This window comes from Methylobacter sp. (assembly GCF_036845245.1).
Lineage (GTDB): Bacteria > Pseudomonadota > Gammaproteobacteria > Methylococcales > Methylomonadaceae > Methylobacter_A.
On record NZ_DAIUEH010000002.1, the window covers coordinates 65,543 to 82,975 of the forward strand.

General features: G+C 53.0%; 20 protein-coding genes. 1 reads left to right on the forward strand and 19 read right to left on the reverse strand.

Going from position 1 to position 17,433, the window contains the following annotated elements:
• Window positions 1-230 precede the first annotated feature (230 nt).
• The 4 genes from V7051_RS01135 to V7051_RS01150 are packed head-to-tail and all read right to left on the reverse strand — an operon-like array spanning window position 231 to window position 7,807.
• The gene (locus tag V7051_RS01135) at window positions 231-2,735 is read right to left on the reverse strand and encodes a hypothetical protein (RefSeq protein WP_333873047.1); all 2,505 of its coding nucleotides are present in this window, start codon (window positions 2,733-2,735) and stop codon (window positions 231-233) included.
• Entirely contained in the window at window positions 2,736-3,839 is a 1,104-nt protein-coding gene (locus tag V7051_RS01140) for a LamG domain-containing protein (protein ID WP_333873048.1), read from the reverse strand.
• Window positions 3,839-4,252 (reverse strand): hypothetical protein, encoded by a 414-nt coding sequence (locus V7051_RS01145; protein WP_333873049.1) that lies wholly within the window; start codon window positions 4,250-4,252, stop codon window positions 3,839-3,841. Before V7051_RS01145 ends, V7051_RS01140 begins: the two co-directional genes overlap by 1 nt.
• A gap of 15 nt (window positions 4,253-4,267) precedes the next feature.
• Window positions 4,268-7,807 (reverse strand): hypothetical protein, encoded by a 3,540-nt coding sequence (locus tag V7051_RS01150; RefSeq protein WP_333873050.1) that lies wholly within the window; start codon window positions 7,805-7,807, stop codon window positions 4,268-4,270.
• Window positions 7,808-7,832: 25 nt separating this feature from the next.
• On the opposite strand from V7051_RS01150, the gene V7051_RS01155 reads away from it, so the two are divergent.
• On the forward strand, window positions 7,833-8,129 hold the full coding sequence (locus V7051_RS01155; protein WP_333873051.1) for a hypothetical protein: 297 nt from the start codon (window positions 7,833-7,835) through the stop codon (window positions 8,127-8,129).
• A gap of 63 nt (window positions 8,130-8,192) precedes the next feature.
• Here V7051_RS01155 and V7051_RS01160 read toward each other — a convergent pair whose 3' ends face one another.
• The 15 genes from V7051_RS01160 to V7051_RS01230 all read right to left on the reverse strand — a co-directional run bounded on the left by V7051_RS01160 (window position 8,193) and on the right by V7051_RS01230 (window position 17,428).
• Window positions 8,193-8,564 carry a hypothetical protein gene (locus tag V7051_RS01160; protein WP_333873052.1) on the reverse strand — a complete coding sequence of 124 codons (372 nt, stop codon included), beginning with the start codon at window positions 8,562-8,564 and terminating at the stop codon, window positions 8,193-8,195.
• Window positions 8,561-11,851, reverse strand: coding sequence for a tape measure protein (locus V7051_RS01165; protein WP_333873053.1), 3,291 nt, complete (start codon window positions 11,849-11,851; stop codon window positions 8,561-8,563). The genes V7051_RS01160 and V7051_RS01165 overlap by 4 nt, the downstream gene beginning before the upstream one ends.
• Window positions 11,852-12,001: 150 nt before the next feature.
• Entirely contained in the window at window positions 12,002-12,316 is a 315-nt protein-coding gene (locus tag V7051_RS01170; protein ID WP_333873054.1) for a hypothetical protein, read from the reverse strand.
• On the reverse strand, window positions 12,316-13,062 hold the full coding sequence (locus V7051_RS01175; protein WP_333873055.1) for a hypothetical protein: 747 nt from the start codon (window positions 13,060-13,062) through the stop codon (window positions 12,316-12,318). Before V7051_RS01175 ends, V7051_RS01170 begins: the two co-directional genes overlap by 1 nt.
• 25 nt (window positions 13,063-13,087) lie before the next feature.
• A complete protein-coding gene (locus tag V7051_RS01180; RefSeq protein ID WP_333873056.1) occupies window positions 13,088-13,261 on the reverse strand; it encodes a DUF7210 family protein in 174 nt (57 codons plus the stop codon).
• A gap of 2 nt (window positions 13,262-13,263) precedes the next feature.
• On the reverse strand, window positions 13,264-13,689 hold the full coding sequence (locus V7051_RS01185; RefSeq protein ID WP_333873057.1) for a hypothetical protein: 426 nt from the start codon (window positions 13,687-13,689) through the stop codon (window positions 13,264-13,266).
• 3 nt (window positions 13,690-13,692) lie between these two features.
• A complete protein-coding gene (locus V7051_RS01190) occupies window positions 13,693-14,079 on the reverse strand; it encodes a hypothetical protein (protein WP_333873058.1) in 387 nt (128 codons plus the stop codon).
• A gap of 20 nt (window positions 14,080-14,099) precedes the next feature.
• A complete protein-coding gene (locus V7051_RS01195; protein WP_333873059.1) occupies window positions 14,100-14,921 on the reverse strand; it encodes a phage tail protein in 822 nt (273 codons plus the stop codon).
• Entirely contained in the window at window positions 14,922-15,128 is a 207-nt protein-coding gene (locus V7051_RS01200; protein ID WP_333873060.1) for a hypothetical protein, read from the reverse strand.
• A gap of 3 nt (window positions 15,129-15,131) precedes the next feature.
• Window positions 15,132-15,755: a hypothetical protein gene (locus tag V7051_RS01205; protein ID WP_333873061.1), complete on the reverse strand. Its 624-nt coding sequence runs from the start codon at window positions 15,753-15,755 to the stop codon at window positions 15,132-15,134.
• Window positions 15,756-15,764: 9 nt separating this feature from the next.
• Window positions 15,765-16,133, reverse strand: a complete 369-nt coding sequence (locus tag V7051_RS01210; protein ID WP_333873062.1) for a hypothetical protein — start codon at window positions 16,131-16,133, stop codon at window positions 15,765-15,767.
• Window positions 16,130-16,441, reverse strand: a complete 312-nt coding sequence (locus V7051_RS01215; RefSeq protein ID WP_333873063.1) for a hypothetical protein — start codon at window positions 16,439-16,441, stop codon at window positions 16,130-16,132. Before V7051_RS01215 ends, V7051_RS01210 begins: the two co-directional genes overlap by 4 nt.
• A gap of 3 nt (window positions 16,442-16,444) precedes the next feature.
• On the reverse strand, window positions 16,445-16,792 hold the full coding sequence (locus tag V7051_RS01220; protein ID WP_333873064.1) for a hypothetical protein: 348 nt from the start codon (window positions 16,790-16,792) through the stop codon (window positions 16,445-16,447).
• Window positions 16,785-17,246 carry an HK97 gp10 family phage protein gene (locus tag V7051_RS01225; protein ID WP_333873065.1) on the reverse strand — a complete coding sequence of 154 codons (462 nt, stop codon included), beginning with the start codon at window positions 17,244-17,246 and terminating at the stop codon, window positions 16,785-16,787. Before V7051_RS01225 ends, V7051_RS01220 begins: the two co-directional genes overlap by 8 nt.
• A complete protein-coding gene (locus V7051_RS01230) occupies window positions 17,246-17,428 on the reverse strand; it encodes a hypothetical protein (protein ID WP_333873066.1) in 183 nt (60 codons plus the stop codon). Before V7051_RS01230 ends, V7051_RS01225 begins: the two co-directional genes overlap by 1 nt.
• Window positions 17,429-17,433 lie beyond the last annotated feature (5 nt).

Below are 17,433 nucleotides of genomic sequence, written 5' to 3' on the forward strand. Positions count from 1 at the left end.
CTTATCTTACTGACTGATGTTACGCACGGACCGTATTTCTCCCGTTTGCCGCGCCGAGCACCGGAGCTTTTATCGAGAACTGTAGCGCGGCGCGATATTTGGCTGTTTTTTGCGCTATAATTGTCGATGATTTAGTAATGCGATATGCCCAAATTAATTATATGTAAATCGTTAACTTTGCGGCTAAGAATAAGTAATTTTGCGGAATATTACAGCCAAATCCAGTGCCTCTATAAAATCACCTCATTTTGACTCATATTTGGCGCCGCGCCATCTATTTTCCCGCCTCGGATGTAATATTTGCCCCCTATGGTACCGGTGCCTCTGACTCGTACCACGCCATTATCAAGCAATGTCATCAGCGACGTGGTGCCATCGGTGACTGATAGGGTGGCAACCAGTAAAGGATCACGTGGTAGCAGCTCTTTGAACATAGCCCAAGTGTTTGTTGTTTCCTCGCCGATTTGGATAGTCTGTCTTACGCTGCCTAAGCCGACCTGAATACTGACGCTGTTGATGATACCGCGCACACCCACGCCGTCAACCGTGATTTCAACGAATTGGCCCACCTTTAATAAAGGCACTGTCTCGCCGTCCAAGGGCAAGGTGACTGCCTGGATGGACGGCTGTTCGTACTGCCCGGCAATGATCCTTTCGCCCAGCGCCCGGCAACCCACGACATCAGTCATCAAGGCATTACTTACAGTAGACGCCAGCCTTGCGCCGTCTGTCCCATCCAGCCGGCACCACGCTAATGTACCGCCCACCTCTGAGCCGTGGACATAAACGCCGTTGGCTTGATACGGCGCGACATTGCTACGCACTAAGCCGATTGCCACTGAATCAGGAATAGTCACATCGGGAGACAATAGGGCAAAATCCCAGGGCAACACAGGATAACGCGGCATGATATTAATGACTTGGTTATTCGGATTGGGCACCACCATAGCACCAATATCGGCAGCCAAACCAGCTAACGCTTGGATAGGGGTTTGATGTATGTAACTGTACGCACCGGAGGGCACTACCCATGTAGCTGCAGTCCAGTTGATTGTCCAGTCGGTCGGTAATTGCAATTCAGCGAGTTGCTGGACGGTCAGGTCACTGCTTTGGGTGGCGCTGGCGGGTTGTTCGTACGGCTGGCCAAGCAGTGCGGTTAAGCCCCTTCCAGACAATGTAATGTTGCTTTTCCCGAACTCCGGCGTTTCGTGGATACGCTCCACCAGGACTTTAAAAGGGTAGCCATTAATCGTAATAATCAGCTGTACCGGCTCATCGGTGCCGATTTGTTGGACTTTGTCCAGATCGGCTTTATCGAGCAAAGTACCGTTGAACTGCCAGGCATAAGAATCAGCATCGAGACTGAGGCTGACTGACGACATCGAGATCGGGGTGGAATCCAGTAGAGTGACAGAAAGTGTATGTTGCATGATATAGGCATCCTGTGCAGGTATATGTATTGTGACATGGCCGGGCGGGTCAACCGGAGGCGGTGGCGGCGGGAATACGCCGCCTGGCTCCCACGTGCTGCTGCCGCCTGTCCAAGGTTGCATGGCGTCCTGGACGTTTGAGCGAATTTCCAATCCCATTTGTGAGGCATACTGGAAGTGGGCGCTGACTGCCGACCGTATCACACCGCGTTGCTGAGATACCTGCAGAAAGATTTCCGGCACTATGTACGGCCAAAGAAACGGGTTGTCAGGACTGTAGTCCTCGTTACTTTGCAATAGAAAATTAACACTGGGCGTGTAGCGGAACGCTAACGATGGCTCATCGTAAACCTTGTGTAGGTCGTCATGAATAGTGATGCCCATATCATGCACGGGATGACTGGAACCCTTGTAAGTAAATACCAGCTCATTAAATTCGGCGGTAGCATCTACATATAAAGGTACAGCTTGTTCGTTGTCGCCGGTCAGCGTGTAATCCTGCCGGGTTAGTGACTCCGTTGGAACTAATACGGATGTCCCTAGCGGCGTCGCTTGATCTACCTGCCCAGCAACAACCACGGGCAGTAGGTCGGTGTGCTCGTAAATAATCGACGTGGCAAGGTTTGCAGGTATCGTTTGCTCTTGAACAAAGGCCCACTGGGATGGAAAATATGCCGCTTGATCGCGTGGCGACGATATTGACAAAGGCACCCCTACCGTACTTTCCTGCCGACTGAAAGTGGTAGAGACTGTTAACCGCTCTACGTGCGGATCATAGCTACCGGCAATATTTACGCTAGCTTCATCGGTTGTGACAAAAAAAGCTCCGTGGTTGTTGATGTTCTTGGCAACGAAAGCCGCTACAGCATTTGTTGTGGTAGCGAGGTTGATGATTACCGGGTTGCTGCCAGTAAAAACAGCGACAGCCTCATCAGCTGCCGCAGATAAAATCCCCTGTAAATTAGCAGTGCCGTTGAAGTTAAAGAGCGTAGACGGCGTGTAGCCGCCTACAAGAATGAAGTTTGGCTTAAATTCGTTGCTGCCAGCAAACGCGGCAACCGCATCATCAATTTGTGCAGACAGAACGCCTTGAGGCGCATTGGTCGCGACAAAATAACCGATAGCCGCATCGGTTGTGGCTAATAAATCGGAATGGACACCAGGAATTACACCAATAAACTCTGCAATAGCTGCGTCGGTTGTAGCAGTCAGATTACCAGCCAGATTAATACTGAAATCAAAGACCGTAGACGGCGTGTAATCGCCGCCTGACAGCTCGAAATCAGAAGTGGGCGTATAAGTCATTTATGATGGGATTAAAGGGCCGTGCGTTACCGGTTGCACCAACCTTTCCACCAGCTCCCAAGCATTGGATACAGCCCCATCATTGCAAAAACCACCGGGCGTTGTCGGCCATACGGGTTCTGTTGCACCCGATGTACCGGAGGCAATGCGCTTGTAGTAGTAGGGCTTGGCAACCGGATTGGTAGGAAATACTAAGTCATCCAGGCCGTAGACGGTCTCAGGTTCCCAAATGTTGTAATTAACGCCTACTGTGACGTTACAGGCTTTGGCATCTATTGTTATATCGATAGTAAAATCATTGGTATCAGTAAACGCTTTGCTGCCGGCCAATACCCCTGTCTCCACATCGTAAGCACGGGCTATGAAGATATTGGCGGCTAGAGACTCAGAGATCAAACCAGAGATAGAGAGTAATGCCTGTCCTGGAAACGCGGCGGCAGGGAGGGTAAAGTCGGTGATGTATCGTGCGATGCCTTTGGTTATACGCAGGTCATCGACGTAACCTCTAAACGATGTTCCCGATGACTGCCCCTGATAACTAGCAATCATCAACGGCTTACTACCGTTGTACATTGTTGCCGCCGTACTCGACCATTGTTGAACGCCGTCTAAATACCCCTTGCAGGTTGAGCCCGTTTTTACAAGTGCTACGTGGTGCCAAACATTCAATGTTACGGTGGATGAGCCGGTATACGCTGTGCCAGCAGGCGATACTCCGCCGCCGTTACCCAGAAACGCCCACAGATAACCACCTGAGGTTATACCAAGAGCGTATGAGGGATAGCTAGACCCTGAAACGCCGTCTTTATCGATAATCTCCTGAGTGAACGCTATTAATGCGGTACAGTAAACCCACGCGTCTATGGTGAAATCACCTGTCGTTAGGTCCAACCCTGTCGAGTGAGGGACGGTGAGGTAATCACCAGTCCCGTCGAAATATGCCGATGCCCCTCCCCATTTGCTCTGCGCCGTGCTTATCTTAGCATCGCCATGACTGGTCACTGTTTTTAATGCAGATGAACTATCAATAAATGCCGTTGAGTTATTGTCGCCATCCATGTGTAGCAACAGCGACACATTACTGAAATGCGGATCACCTACCATTACACATTACCCTCGGTAATAGACCCCGATAGAATCTGAATAGCCCCACCCATCTGCGCGGACAACGTGTTAAATATTAACGCCGCGCCGCTGCCCTCGATGCCGCAGGACATATCCAACACAAATGCGTCATCGCCATCCACGCCTCGCGCCCAGGCAATCACACCGGTCGCGTCGGCCAAGTCGTCATCGTTAATGTCATCGAATACCAGCACACCATTTGACACTGTACCGCACGGGTCCGACAGCATACAGGTGCCGATCAGCGTTTGCGTAGTGATAGCGGCGCCGGTGGCTGGCCGAGGTGCGGTGTATAGCAGGATTTTTCCGGGGGTTGCGCCGGCATCGAGCGCAGCGGCAATGCATTGCGCCCGACTGTTTCTCAATGCTGTTGAAAAAGCTAATGCGCTCATAAAGGTCTCCTCTTGTTAAGCATTGATGTCGCCCCTGAACTCCAGGGCGAAGGTATAATCATCGTCCGTAGCCTCGCCTTGAGCGATAGCCTGGATCACCCAGGTCGGCACATTGGATGAATAGGTGTTAAAGCGCATCACGTTGCCGGATGCCCAGCCTGTGCCCCAGCCCGCCGCAGGAATACTGAAGTAAGGCTGCCCGGTATTGGGATTAATCGGCGCTGTGAGAGTTGCAATCGAGCCGGCGGAAATAATCTGCCCGATATGCTCGCCGGTTAGCGTAAACGCCGAGGCCGACGTAAATACCACCACCCAGCGCTCCTGGATGGCCGAGGCGTTATCGACCAGAATGGGGTACTGCGTATTGTTGTACTGAGCCGCTATGCTGTTGCCGACCCGCGCATCGGACCACACCCCGGTCCAGGTTTGCTGGGTAAACGGCACCGAGGTCCGTGCATAGAGAGTGCCGTACACAATAGCGTTTGATACCAAAGTTCCCGACAACGGAAAGTTATGAGTGATCGGCTTGGATAGCGATAGAGTGCCGGTAATCTGTACATCGCTTAATACGGCCATGTCTTCAATGCGGTCGACAATAGTCAACGGTTGCGAGACGCCATTCAAATCGCCGAATGTGATAGCACCTGTATCCAGATCAGCGAGATATTTAGCGGCCGCAAGAGGGTTGCCCGCCGCATCTTTAACAGTGAGCTTAGCGAGTCTTACCCGATCGGCACCCAGATTGATGGCTTGTCCGCTGGTAAACGTGCCGACGGTAGTTTGATCGTTAAGAATGACCACAACGTCACCGGGAGCGTAAACCGGAACCCGTCCGTCTGAAGGCAAACGCACCGGGTCCAGGCCGAGAATCGCCGAAGAAAGCGGCAAATAGGTGTAAGCCACAGTACTGTACAAAATGGTATCCGCGTAGACAAAACGGGGTTTAAAAATGTGGCCTTCGACAACTGCGTCCGGATCGAACCACGGCTCGGCTTCGTGGCCCGCCGCCGCCACCCGTTGACCGAAACGCACTCGCCAGACGCCGGTTTCGTATTCGATGAATCCATCAATATCGCCGGCAATAATGTCGCCATTGCTCGCCGCCGTTGCCGATATTTGTCCGCCGCCGTCTGCAGGCGTTGCCCTGATCTGGAAAACGCCAACCTTGACCGGCGCCGCCGGTGTACGCCCGATCGCAAACTCAATCGGCTGGAAATTCATTGTAGTCAGTAACGATTGCAAGGTTATGTCGGCCGATGCCAGTGGCGCCCAGGCGGTCACAATGCAATCTCCGGTGCTGTAGTCTATCGTACCGGCATAAGTGCCCGCGCCGGTGACAGCATCAATATCGTAATAGAGCTGACCGTTACGATCCACGTACGTACGTGGACCCAACGCAAAGCGCACTGAACCTGCCACAATGGCTTCGGCATAGCCTGGTGTTAAATCCAGTTTGATAGTTGATAATGTTAACGTTTCATTAGCCGTTGACCCCGCCGACGCCGTCCTGTAGATAACGCTGAAAGCAGACGGGACTGAGGTCTGTACGCTGGCATCACTGTAGCCGGTAATAGTGTTATACAGGCCTTCGGCCATACTACCGACAACCGGCGTATGGCCACTCCTAAACCAATTAGCGGCTTTATAGGTGACGCTACTGGTCGGGTCAAAAGTCAATGTACCGGCTGTGTAGTCGATCGACGATGACCGCCCACCCCGCAAAACCCCGGCACCATCGTCGGCATCCTGCTGTTGAAGTGTACCGGATGACACCGGCACGGTGTACTGAGGATCGGCGGCCCAAGGCGCCGACCAGGTGATCTTCAATGATCCTGGAATGATATTGGTATCGCCCAGATCTAAGGTGATCATATTTCCGGACACATTAAATTCGCTTAGCGTTTTGCTGATTGCAGCGCCGTGATTGTAAGCAACGGTAAAGTCAGTCCCGCCCAAGGGTAATGCCGCCGGGCTAAATTCAAGCAGTCCGGTCGTTAAATTAAGCTGCCCGGTAGCATCTCCGGAAACTACACCGGCCGCATTAACCGATGCCGTCCGTGCATCGCCGTCATCCCAATCGATTGTCAACGTTGAGGCATCGAAACCGGCCTGGCCAAGAGGATGAGTCACTTTCACCTTCCCGGGCGTAATAGCCGAGCGATTAAAGAAATCGGCCGCTTGTCCCCAAGCAAAAATGATATCGCTATCCGCATCCGGCAGCGCCCCAGTGGTCAACGTGACTGAGCCGGTCACGTAATTAAGGCTACCCGAGCCGATACCGACTTCTTCAGCGATCAAACCGCCGTTGCTGTTGTCGTGTAATTCATACCAGGTATTTAAGGCACGATAACTGACTGACAATGCACCCGGTTTAGGGGCCGGGTTGAGGTTGATCGTCCACACGTAGCCCCGATTTGCAGCGGTGACGCGGATAGATGTCGTATCAGCTACGCGGATAGGGGCAGCAGCCGGGCGGAACGTGCAAGATAAAGCGGAACTCGGTGCCGGGTTTGCAGGGAATTTAAATTTAAGTTCTCCGGTGGCATAAATAACAGTGCCGTACGCAATACCGTTATACATCAATGATCCGGCAATATCAGTTAAGGTGCCTACAGCCACCATTACAATTCTGAGCGTACCCGGAGTAATAGGGCTACCGAGATAACGGGAAAATATCAAAACAGACGTACTACCGGAATTAGCCACATTAATGGTGACATCGGCACTACTGCTCTCAATTAAAGGGATAGCGTTACCTCCGGCGCCAATATCGATTAGCGGCAGTTCCGATTGCGAAGACGGCACCACTTGCGAATAGACCGAATCGGTCTTAATCGTTAACGACCCCGATGCCGCCGGTATCGCTAATGGCCTCGCGCTGTAATACCGAGCCGCATTAGCCACTACGGTCTTGTAAATCACCGCGGCCGGGGACGTGGGGTCCGCTTTACTGATTTGTGCGCCGACGAAGTCGGTAACCAGCACATCGGATATTTCAATTTCGAGGATGCGGCGCTGGAACGCCCCGGTGCCGTCGGAGAATGTTTGTACTGAATCGGTCATTTTTGTAATCTTAACCGCCTGCGATGTAGTGGCTGTCACCAAATCCAACACATCGCCGATGCCCGGCTTTGCCGCAGTCTCGCCCTGAAAAATCACAATGGCCCGGCTACCCTGGTATTGGGTAGCCCACAAAAAACCGCTATACAAAGGTCCTCGCGCACGATAATTCTCAACCCGGCTTTTGGCCGAAGGGCGGCGGTCGAAATAGTCGCCGGTGTTGAATAAATTGACGCCAATTTTACTGTCGCCCGGCAGTTTGCTGATAATGACGTGCGAGCCGAAATATCGATCGACGCTCGGCGTTTGCACGGCAGGGAATAGTTTGCGCATGTGGACAGCGCCGTAGACCCGATCCAGGGTAGAGATATCGTCGAAAATGTTATTGCTTTCGCCGTCGATAATCACCTGCCCTGTGATCGCGCCGCCGCCTTCCGGCGCGTCCGACATCGTGTCGGATTTTAATAACTTAATGTCGCCTGATAAGATTGCCATTCTTTAACCTTTTACTTAAATCTTTATGGACCGCTTACAACAACTTGAGCAAGCCGTTGTAGACCAACACAACACCCTGAAAAAACTCACGAGCGAAGTTCTATCGTTACGTGCGTTTGCCCTTGCTGTATTCGAACAACCGAACATTGACCTGGCCCGTCTGCGTGATGATTATGTAGGGCTTTGGGAACAGGCTGTGGCGCAGGTTCCGCCTGAGATGCAGGATAAACAGAACCTACAGCGTCTGCTGATTGAGCTAGAGCATGTGTTAAACCGTCCAGGTCGAGCACGCGCTCACGACGCAGACGATCAGTGCGAGTGACGAACCTGAAATTGCTATAAAAATCGTTTAGCGCGTGTATTTCCGCGAAAATGTCAGCCATTTTTAAACCTGCATGAGCTTAAGAGTTAAGGAATACCAGTCAGTGCCGGCAGGCGTCGAGTAGTCAATCACCGGCGTCGCTTCAATCGGTTGATCGCTTTCGAACACCACGCTGAATACGCGCGCATCGTTCAGCGTCAATGTCATCGTTTCGTCTGTAGCCAGTTTCGTCTGCAGCGCGGTGAGTGTAGTACGGTCGATCCAAGCGGCATCGGCTCCGCCTACCAAGGTGATCGGCCGCCCCGCCTGCTTGACGCCGGTTTCCAAAACCAAAGCCCCGGTTAACGTATAAGACTTGGTCCGCTGCACCGGGTTCCAGGCAAATTCATCCGACCAGATCAGGTCTTCGGGCAGCTCTATAGCGTCCAGCATCATACAGTCCGGGCTCCCGCATCTTTCAGCACTCTCAATAATGCCGTTGCATCCGATGGCTTAAACACGCCCTCTGATTTTGAGTTTTCCGGAGAGACAAACTGCACACGCATCGTGTTTCCGGATGCTGTCGATTGACTGGCTGAAGCAACAGGCTGAGCCGGTATAACCGGCATGGGTACACTAAACGTGTTAGCCCGCTGTTGCATGGCGGCACGGATATCGGCAAACGGTGTAACGCCGACGGACGGAGACTTTAACACCTCGCCCAAGGTTTTCCCGGCCGGCAGTGCTGCGATTTGCTTTGCGGAGGATGGTACGACTTGAGCGACACGCTTATCAATCATCTGTTTGATGCGATTTTTTATCACCTCCATATCGGCTTCAGCGCCGTTATGCTGAAACTCCTCGGTGGCCAGCCGTAACACATCAATCGCCTCATCCTTGAGCCAGGGCGCATGGGCACGCTTTAGCAAATCCTCAATTTGTGTGGTCATGGCCTTCCAGATAATGCTATCACTGCGCTGGGCCTGGCCCGATGCGACGGCCTGGATGTTGCCCGCACCAGCCGAGCCTAATCGGGCAGACGACTGGACGATATTGAATAACTGGCTATTGATCATGTCCCAATTAGGCTCATCAACCGGGCCACCCAATGCGCGGCGAATCACATCGCCGACCGGAACCCGGCCCGCGTTGACCAATGCCATAAAAGGAAGCCCCAACTTTTGTACCGCCTCCTTGCGGACAACGAATTCGCCGGGCTCCAAGAGCGCCTTAACCTTGTCGCCGCCACCGTAACCGGGCAGCAGTCCGGCCAACGGCTTATGGCCGTCTAATCGGCGCATGAAGTCACCGACCGTTCCGCCGGTAGCAAGACGCCACGGCTCGCCGGTCGGTAAGCCTGCCGGGCCGCCGGTCGCCTGTGCCGCAGGCGCATTGCCTGCGTCGGTGGCTTGTGCTGCCGGCTCCTTGCCATTTGCCTCAACCGTACGGATCGTGATGACTTTTTCCGCCGGTGCAGTCAGCGCGGCAATGGCGGATTGAGCGGCCGTTAAACTGGCACTGTCGATGCCGATCTTTAACGCATAATCCTTGTTCAGCGATTCGGTAATACCTGCGATTGTTTTTTGCGTCGCCTCCAACATATCGGCAGTTTCAGCCCATGCCTGCTTAGCGCGCTCAGCACTTTGTGTATGGGCGTTGGCCGTATCGACCAAGGTTTTCTGTTCGATCTTGAATAGCTTGTCGATACGTCCGCGGACTTCTGACTGTGCATCTCCGGAGTCCTTGACTGCGCTGGTGATGTTATCGTGCAAGCCTTTTGCCTCTATCAACCATCCCTTGATTTTTTCTTGATCGGCCTGATCCCCCTTGCGCTGTTCAGCCTCAATTTTTCGCGTGAGTTCATTAAAACGAGACTCCTCAGCATCCAGCTTTTCACGCTCGGTCATGCCCATCAACTTGACTTCAAACAAGGCTTGTTCGTGACTTTGGTTCAAGGCTTGCAATTGCTGCTTGGCTTGTTGTGCCGCCTGGTATTCCGTCGCGTAGACTTGGGACAAGCGGCCGACTTCGCCCTGGTAATAGTCGGCCAGACCGGTATAAACCGCCAACTTGTCTTGTCTTTTTTGGTTTTCTATTTCTGCAGTACGGGCAGCATTTTTAGCGGCGCCGGCCAGTTCCGCTTGATACTCTTGATCGATCAATGCCAGTTTGGCCACGCTGGCCTGTTGCTGTAATTGCAACTCAAGATCGGACGCCTCCAGCTTGGCGGCCACACGCAACGTGTCTTTTTGCGCTTCGCTGCGATTCATCGCGTCGATCGCAGCCAGGCGTTCAGCCAGCCCTTGCGCAATCGCTGCAGTTTGCGCCTTGGTGTCGGCGTCGATACTGGCGGTCAGCGCCTTGACTGCGTCCTGCACGGTTTTGAATGCTTCTTTTTGTTTGATCGCTTCGGTTTCTATAGCTTGGGTTTTAGCCTGTTCGGAAGCTGATACTTTTTGTGCGCTCTCCGCATAGACGGAATCGGCCTCGCCGATGCGCGCCCGAACGCCATCGAAATGTACGTCTATCTTCCCAAGTTCATCCCTGAATGCTTTCCAGCTCTCTAACGACAGCGGGCGAGTCATAAAATCGGCAAACGCAACAAACTTGGCGGTCATTTGCGCGACATTAGCTCCGACGTATTGAACCCACTCAAACTGCAACGCCCATTTACCAACGGTCTGACCGATCTCCCAGGCGACTAATGCGCCGACCGCTTTGTTAATCAAAGTAATAGCTTTTGCAAAGATACTCATCTGTCCGGCCGCCGCGCCTGCCGCGGTACCCGCTGCCGCTTGCTCAACAGCCAGAGCCCTGGCTGCTGCCCTTGCTGCAATCATCTCCTGAGTATATATCACCAGAGATTTAAGCTTACTGCCTGCAAACATTGCCAGCGCCACTTCACCGGCTTTGATAGAGACTTCAATAAACTGCTCAAGATGGTCGGCGATAAAGCCGATACCGTTGGCAATTTGTTCAGCGGCTGCAGAGGCTGACTTCGATTGACCGACAAAAACTAACAACCGGTTTTCCAGCTTCGTCCAGGATGCAGCCACTGTGCTCGGCATACTGTCGGCAGCCGCCTTGATCTCATCGAAACCGGACACAATGGCGTTAACCAGCTCGACATTGCCGACTTTACCGTCGGCCATCGCCTGTTTTAATGAGCCAATTCCGTCGTAGCCTAAATTCTTGGCCGCAACGTTGACCAGCATCAGGTTGGTGTCTGCCAATTGGCCGAAGTCCTCCCACTCTACAGCGTCTGTCGATATCGATTGGGTAAGCTGGGTGATGGTCGAGGCAACTTCAGCCGCGCCGGATTGTTGCGCCTTGAACGACAGGTTAACGGTTTCGGCCAACTTAGCCGCGATCTCCTGGCCGTTATTCAGGTTTTTTAGAGCCTGAGCGCCTCTGGCATACAGTTGCACAGTACCATCAAGCGCCACGCTGGTGCGCTGGGCAATATCAAACAGTTGCTGTTGTTTTCCGGCTAAATCGCCGGTCGGGCCGATGGCCTGCTTAATGCGACCGGTTAAACCGGCATATTTGTCTGACAAGCCGGTCAAGCTTTCAGCCCCTTGTTTAAGGGCGGCAATACTAAACAGGCCGATTGCCATCTGCTTGACGTGATTGATTTCCTGACCGACTCCACGGACACGGTCGCGCGCAACATCCAGGCCGCGGCTCGCCTCATCCTGGAGGCGTAGAATAATACGTGCAATTAAATCTCTAGTGGATGCCATGTTTATTTTCAAATATGTGTAGGATAGGCAACAGCGCGCCCTACTTACGATCCCACGTCAACGCGGTGATGAAAAACTGCCAACCGTAGTCAAAAACCCCGGCGTGGCCTCGCTCGATCAGGGTGATACAAGCTTTGTCGAGCGCTTCTATTACGTTTCTTGAGGGACTGGAGCCGCCACCAGTCCCAGCAGGTCTAAAAAACCGGCATTGACCTCCAGCAATGCCTCTTTTACCTCGATTAATTCGCTACCGGTTAAATCGTCCAGCGATTCACCCGGCGGCATTTGTACACAATCGTCTAACAGCTCAAGCACTTCATTGAAGCGTTTAGTAAACAGATCGATAATATCAACCTGCGCCAGCTTCTCGACTTGCTCCATCATATTGCGGGCAGTTCTGACGTGCAGCTCCTTAACGATTACCGACCGATTGTCATCCAATGGAATTAGCTTTTGCCTGCGCATTAGCTATACACCACATCCATCTCGACTTCATAAGCCGCCGTGCCTCCTACCGGCACATTGGCGATACCGGCCAGATCCAGTTTAGCGAAATCATCGGCAAGAAAATCAACGCCCGACGTGGGCGATAACACCGCCTCGAACACATTGACCACTGCTTTGGATTGGTCGGCCTGGTTGACGCCGTCAAACAAAATCCTGGCGATAATGCTGGAGTTAGTACCGCCTGCGACTTTGCTGCTGGTCATGCTGCCGTAGCTGTAGTCGAGTTTTAGCGATTGCGCGTCAGTAATGGTGCCGCCGATAATCTTGATTAATCCCAGATCAGGGTCGGTGATTTCATAATCGGTATCTAACGCGTAAGTCGGCGTACTGATCGAATGAGTCAACACCACATTACTGATTTTGCGTTTGGCTGTTTTAATGATGAGGCCTTGATAGGCGATAACGACCTCATCGGTGACGGTACCGCCGGTCACTGATACATTAGAGGTATCACCCAGGAACACCAAGGCCAGATTGTCTTTATCCAAATCGTCCAGTGAAATATTGACCTCACCAGGTTTTTTGATGAACACCGTATTGAGCGCGGAACCATAATTGCCCCGGTCTTTTGATACCCGCTCCTTTTTTTCGGTATTTTCTTTGATTTCAAACTTAGTGGCATTACCGATGTATTTAAAACCTCTGTAAACGCCACCGACTTTGCGATCGATATAAATGCGGCCTGAGCCTAAAAAACCTGACATAACGTACTCCTAAATGACGTTCGTATTAAATAACGCCCAGCTCTTTCAGAGACTTGGCTTGTTGTTCCGTGATTTCGATTTCGACGCCCGTCTTAACGGCCGCTTCGTCATAGTCGACACTTGCGTGGGTGTGCGGCTTTTTCAGTTTGACTTTGACGCGTTTGAGTTTATTAACTTCACTTTCCGGTTCGATATCCATGTTCATCTCCTGATGATTGATAACTGCATTTCTTTTTCGTGGAAGGGATGCCGGGTGCCGAGGTCGTAAAAAATCGCAACTTCGTCTGCGGCAACGGTAAATTCGGTATCCAGCTTTAACGGTACTAAGGCGCTCATAATCAATTCTTCCAGCTCGTCCAAGCGACTGAGGCCGTCAAAGACATCGTCCGTAATGCCTTGCTCATGCACTCCGACTACCACGCTGGCGGCAATATGGCCGGACGCATTGAATTTGCGCTTGGCCTTGGTCGGTACGTAACAAACAAACGGAAAATCATTAGCGTTGGGAGCGCTCTTGTAGCCGATCAAATGTTTGGCCGGTTTGCCGTAGCGGACCTGCCAATACGCATTAAGCGCCGCATGGGTACTCAGGCGTTGACGTAAGGCTAATAACGCTCCCAGGCTCATGGATTAAACCGGCTGGTTGAAATTGAACGTGAGCGCGGGGATATTGACCGTGTTGCCCGAGGTGATGACCTGGTTACTGGTTTCATCGGTAACGGCAAGCACTAAGTTGTTAGTGTCATCGAGAAGCGCAAAATGCAAATCGTCTCCTGACGTACTTGACGCCGACGCCGTGGGCGATTTAGTCGCCGAGGTAATCTTCCGGCCGTTGCCGCCCTGGTTAGCCAAGGTAAAATCGGCTGACGTTGTGGCTGCGGCAGCAACAATATTGCCTGTCACCGTCGCGTAGGAATTACCGACAGCGAATGCTTTTACCAGGGCCACGCGCTGAGCCGATGTTTTAATCAGCAACGGTCCGCCGTCCAGTACATTAGGGTGTAAATATTTAGCCATATAAACCTCAGAAATTAATTTTATGAAACACTACCGGTATCGGCAGTGGGTGTCGTTGTTGCTTCAATCGCCGAAAGCGCGTGATTTTGCGAAATCGAAGACGTCTCGGCAGCAGGCGTCATCGCGGCACTCAGGACATCAGGATCGGTAGACAGATTTTTGTTATTTGAAAAATAAGCCGCGTTTAACGTGGCGGACGCAGAACCGACGGTTAAGGCGGCCCCGTTCAAATCGATCGCGGCGGATAATGTGCCACTATCACTGGTTGTCATGGTGTGCTGGTAGTGCCACTCGGTTGCCGTGGCTCCGGCTTGCCGTGTCAATGAGTAAGTGGTCGTGTTAATGGTTATAGATAATTTAGGCGGGCCTCCCGCCACTGCTACAGGTTCGATTAGCTGCACAGTAAAGGCCAACACATCGCCGACTAAGTAGCCATCGGGCATCGGACCATGAATGACGCAAGGGACTATAACGGTAACTGGGGCGACAGCCTCCGCCGCATTGCAAACCCGTATAATCGTTTGATAGCCTCCCGCGCTCCGCAAGTTGGGCAAAGCGAATGTGGTTACGCCATCGCCGCCGTGGCTATTGCCCAGCACCGTAAACAGCCCAGGATACTGGCTGACACTGAGCAGCTGCCCGTTGCATACGGCAAAACCATTCGGCACCGTCATGCCCGGCCAGCGGGATACAGCCCCGATCACATTGGTCGCCAAGGCTTGTTCGTTTCCCTGGTCGTCTTGGGTATACAGAGTTTTGTCCGATTTTGAATAGATCGAAACTTTACCCGTGGACGGCGGATTAGGGGCTGTCCCGCTCAGTAATATGATTTGTCCTGTCATTTATAAAACTCCCAAATAACCGTTGACCGTCAAAGTCGCGCTCACATCGAGCGTATCCATCACGATGTACGAGGTGCCTGCGGCAATCGTGGTATCGACGGCGATAATGTTAGAGGTATTGCCCATCGACGTGTTGCGCTGTTCCAATGCCGCGATGTCCACGGCAATGGCCTCGGCTAAATCAATCAGCCTCTGTTGTAAGCTCATGACTTACGCCTTGGCTGCGCTATAGTCGGCGACAAAATCATGATCGAGGTCGCCCAGCGCAGTAATTAACGCCGCCAGATCGGCAGCGCTCGCAGCGCCGATGTTATCCCGCGCTTGAGTTTGCTGCGGCCCCGTAAAGGTCTGCACCGCATCGACCCGGACCCGGTTGCCTAGAGAGTCCGCAATCGTGGCCGCAAAGTTAGGATCGTTCGCCAATGCGGCCGCAAGTTCATTCAGCGTGTCCAACGTCGCAGGAGACGAATCAACCAGCCCGGCAATCGCCGCAGCAATCAGGCTGGCGATCTTGTTTGCAGAGTAGGTCTTGTCGGTCACGCTCGATGCGGCCAGATCGTCAATCAATCCAGTCAAATCAAGGTTATCCAGCGCCGCATCGATCTCATTGATGGCAGCGACCAGGTTACTTTTCGCCGTGGTGGTTAATGCGCTGGTGTCGCCGATTTTGCCGGCATTGGCAGCACCCGCGGCCAATACTTCGTTGACAGCGGCAACCAAGCTGGTTTTAGTGGTGGTATTCAAGCCGGACAACACGCCAATAGCGGTGGTCAATGCTTTAACATCGGTGCCCAAGGCCTGCGCCAGAGCGGTTAAACGTGTTTCCAAACTCATGGTTATTTCCTACTTACTTAGGTTGTAAATCGTGACTAAATCCACATCAAAACTAACTTCACCACCAGGCGGACCGGATAATGACGCCAGCCAAGCCGCCTCATCGCCGACAAATCCATTTAATACCGCCACCTGATAGGCGCTTAGCCCCGGCATGCCAAACTCAGACAACACCGCGACCGTCACACTGCCGCCGCCCCCGATCACCTCAATCGATGAGGCCGCCGCCAGACTCAGCCGGTGTAAGGCCATCACATGGCCGCCTGACACCTCCGCCCCGACATCCGGCAGTGCGGTTAAAGCATGCGTCGTCGATACAACGCCCTGGCCGACAATGGCAATGTCCGACCCCGGCAACGCGGTAAACGCATGCTTCATTCGGTTACCGAGTCCTCAATCAGCATCGTCAAGGTCTGCGTATACCGGTGTACACCCGCGACAGTTTCCTTAATGTCCCAGACCAGCGTACCGACCGGCCATTTCGCCGTTCCGGCCGGGACCGATAGCTCATAATCGCCTGCGTCTTCGTCAATGACTGTAATTGTCAAGTCAGCAATCAGTTTGTCCTTATCGCGTACCTGGCTTTTCAACGTTACGCCGGTGAGCGGCGCCGGGTTGCCGGCATCGTCCAGATACTGACCGTGCAACACCAAGGTTGTGCCGCGTTTGAACTTGATCCCGTTCATGCACTAACCGCGCCCAATCCTGACATTGCCGAAGCCGGAACCCGCCTTGATTGTTAGCCCCAGAGATTCACGGGTAATGCCTTTGGCGATAGCTTCCGCAATGATGCGATATTGCCTGGCTTTATCGATCAGCGGCGAGTTGTCGGTAATCGCACCTTCAACCGATGCCAACTGTATGGCCCAGGTTGCGGCCAGCTTGGTCAGCGCGGCATTGGGCAAGGCCACGCCGACCGGATCGATACCCCGCGCCCATAATTCGCTGTCGACGTAGACGTCGGCGGCATCCAGGTGCGTCTCGGTTACCGTGATTGACGGATCGGTACAATCGGTTAATTGCGCATATTTAGCCATGTTGATTAGCCATCGTATGAGCCAAGACCGACATCGCGGCCGCTTGCATGTTGTCCACTCGGTTGTCCCTATCAGCAAAAAAGAAAGGGTGCGCTTTACTCCCTGGGTGGTTAATGACTCGGGCAAAACCGAAACCGGCACCGCCTCCGACAGGAAAGCGCAAGGCTTTGCGGTCCTTCGGTCTGATGACATGCGGCTGGGTGCCATCCTCAACATACATGGCGTAATCGGCATTGACATAAACCGTGGCCGAGCCGTTGCCGTTAGGATGCCAACCGATAGATTGTTCAAGCTGCCCGTTACGCGTCGTAAAGGCATGCCCGGCATGAATCCAGTCCAGCGTGTCGTCGGTGTAGCGCTCGGCGGCCGCGTTAACAATCCGCTGCGCCAGTTGCGGATCGCTAAATGCCGCCAGCACCGACGGCACATTGCCCAGGTCGAGACGAATGTCCATTAGCTTTTCTGGCCGTCAGCTGTGTCCGATGCAGCCGCAGACGTTGATGCATCAGGGCTATCAGCCGTTTTCTCATTCCTTTTACCTTTTTTGACGGACTTGGCGTTGTCGCTGTCTTCAGTACCGGTTTTTTGTTGGGCTGCGGCTTCCCGCCGCGCCCGATTAAATGCTGTCAATCCCATACGTC

Bases quoted from the DNA above. Each gene is read 5' to 3' on its own strand.
- V7051_RS01225 (WP_333873065.1), bottom strand. From the start codon at position 17,246: ATGGACATTCGTCTCGACCTGGGCAATGTGCCGTCGGTGCTGGCGGCA.
- V7051_RS01140 (WP_333873048.1), bottom strand. From the start codon at position 3,839: ATGGTAGGTGATCCGCATTTCAGTAATGTGTCGCTGTTGCTACACATG.
- V7051_RS01145 (WP_333873049.1), bottom strand. From the start codon at position 4,252: ATGAGCGCATTAGCTTTTTCAACAGCATTGAGAAACAGTCGGGCGCAA.
- V7051_RS01205 (WP_333873061.1), bottom strand. From the start codon at position 15,755: ATGAGTTTGGAAACACGTTTAACCGCTCTGGCGCAGGCCTTGGGCACC.
- V7051_RS01195 (WP_333873059.1), bottom strand. From the start codon at position 14,921: ATGACAGGACAAATCATATTACTGAGCGGGACAGCCCCTAATCCGCCG.
- V7051_RS01175 (WP_333873055.1), bottom strand. From the start codon at position 13,062: ATGTCAGGTTTTTTAGGCTCAGGCCGCATTTATATCGATCGCAAAGTC.
- V7051_RS01200 (WP_333873060.1), bottom strand. From the start codon at position 15,128: ATGAGCTTACAACAGAGGCTGATTGATTTAGCCGAGGCCATTGCCGTG.
- V7051_RS01165 (WP_333873053.1), bottom strand. From the start codon at position 11,851: ATGGCATCCACTAGAGATTTAATTGCACGTATTATTCTACGCCTCCAG.
- V7051_RS01185 (WP_333873057.1), bottom strand. From the start codon at position 13,689: ATGAGCCTGGGAGCGTTATTAGCCTTACGTCAACGCCTGAGTACCCAT.
- V7051_RS01215 (WP_333873063.1), bottom strand. From the start codon at position 16,441: ATGAACGGGATCAAGTTCAAACGCGGCACAACCTTGGTGTTGCACGGT.
- V7051_RS01220 (WP_333873064.1), bottom strand. From the start codon at position 16,792: ATGGCTAAATATGCGCAATTAACCGATTGTACCGATCCGTCAATCACG.
- V7051_RS01190 (WP_333873058.1), bottom strand. From the start codon at position 14,079: ATGGCTAAATATTTACACCCTAATGTACTGGACGGCGGACCGTTGCTG.
- V7051_RS01210 (WP_333873062.1), bottom strand. From the start codon at position 16,133: ATGAAGCATGCGTTTACCGCGTTGCCGGGGTCGGACATTGCCATTGTC.
- V7051_RS01160 (WP_333873052.1), bottom strand. From the start codon at position 8,564: ATGATGCTGGACGCTATAGAGCTGCCCGAAGACCTGATCTGGTCGGAT.
- V7051_RS01230 (WP_333873066.1), bottom strand. From the start codon at position 17,428: ATGGGATTGACAGCATTTAATCGGGCGCGGCGGGAAGCCGCAGCCCAA.
- V7051_RS01170 (WP_333873054.1), bottom strand. From the start codon at position 12,316: ATGCGCAGGCAAAAGCTAATTCCATTGGATGACAATCGGTCGGTAATC.
- V7051_RS01135 (WP_333873047.1), bottom strand. From the start codon at position 2,735: ATGACTTATACGCCCACTTCTGATTTCGAGCTGTCAGGCGGCGATTAC.
- V7051_RS01180 (WP_333873056.1), bottom strand. From the start codon at position 13,261: ATGGATATCGAACCGGAAAGTGAAGTTAATAAACTCAAACGCGTCAAA.
- V7051_RS01150 (WP_333873050.1), bottom strand. From the start codon at position 7,807: ATGGCAATCTTATCAGGCGACATTAAGTTATTAAAATCCGACACGATG.
- V7051_RS01155 (WP_333873051.1), top strand. From the start codon at position 7,833: ATGGACCGCTTACAACAACTTGAGCAAGCCGTTGTAGACCAACACAAC.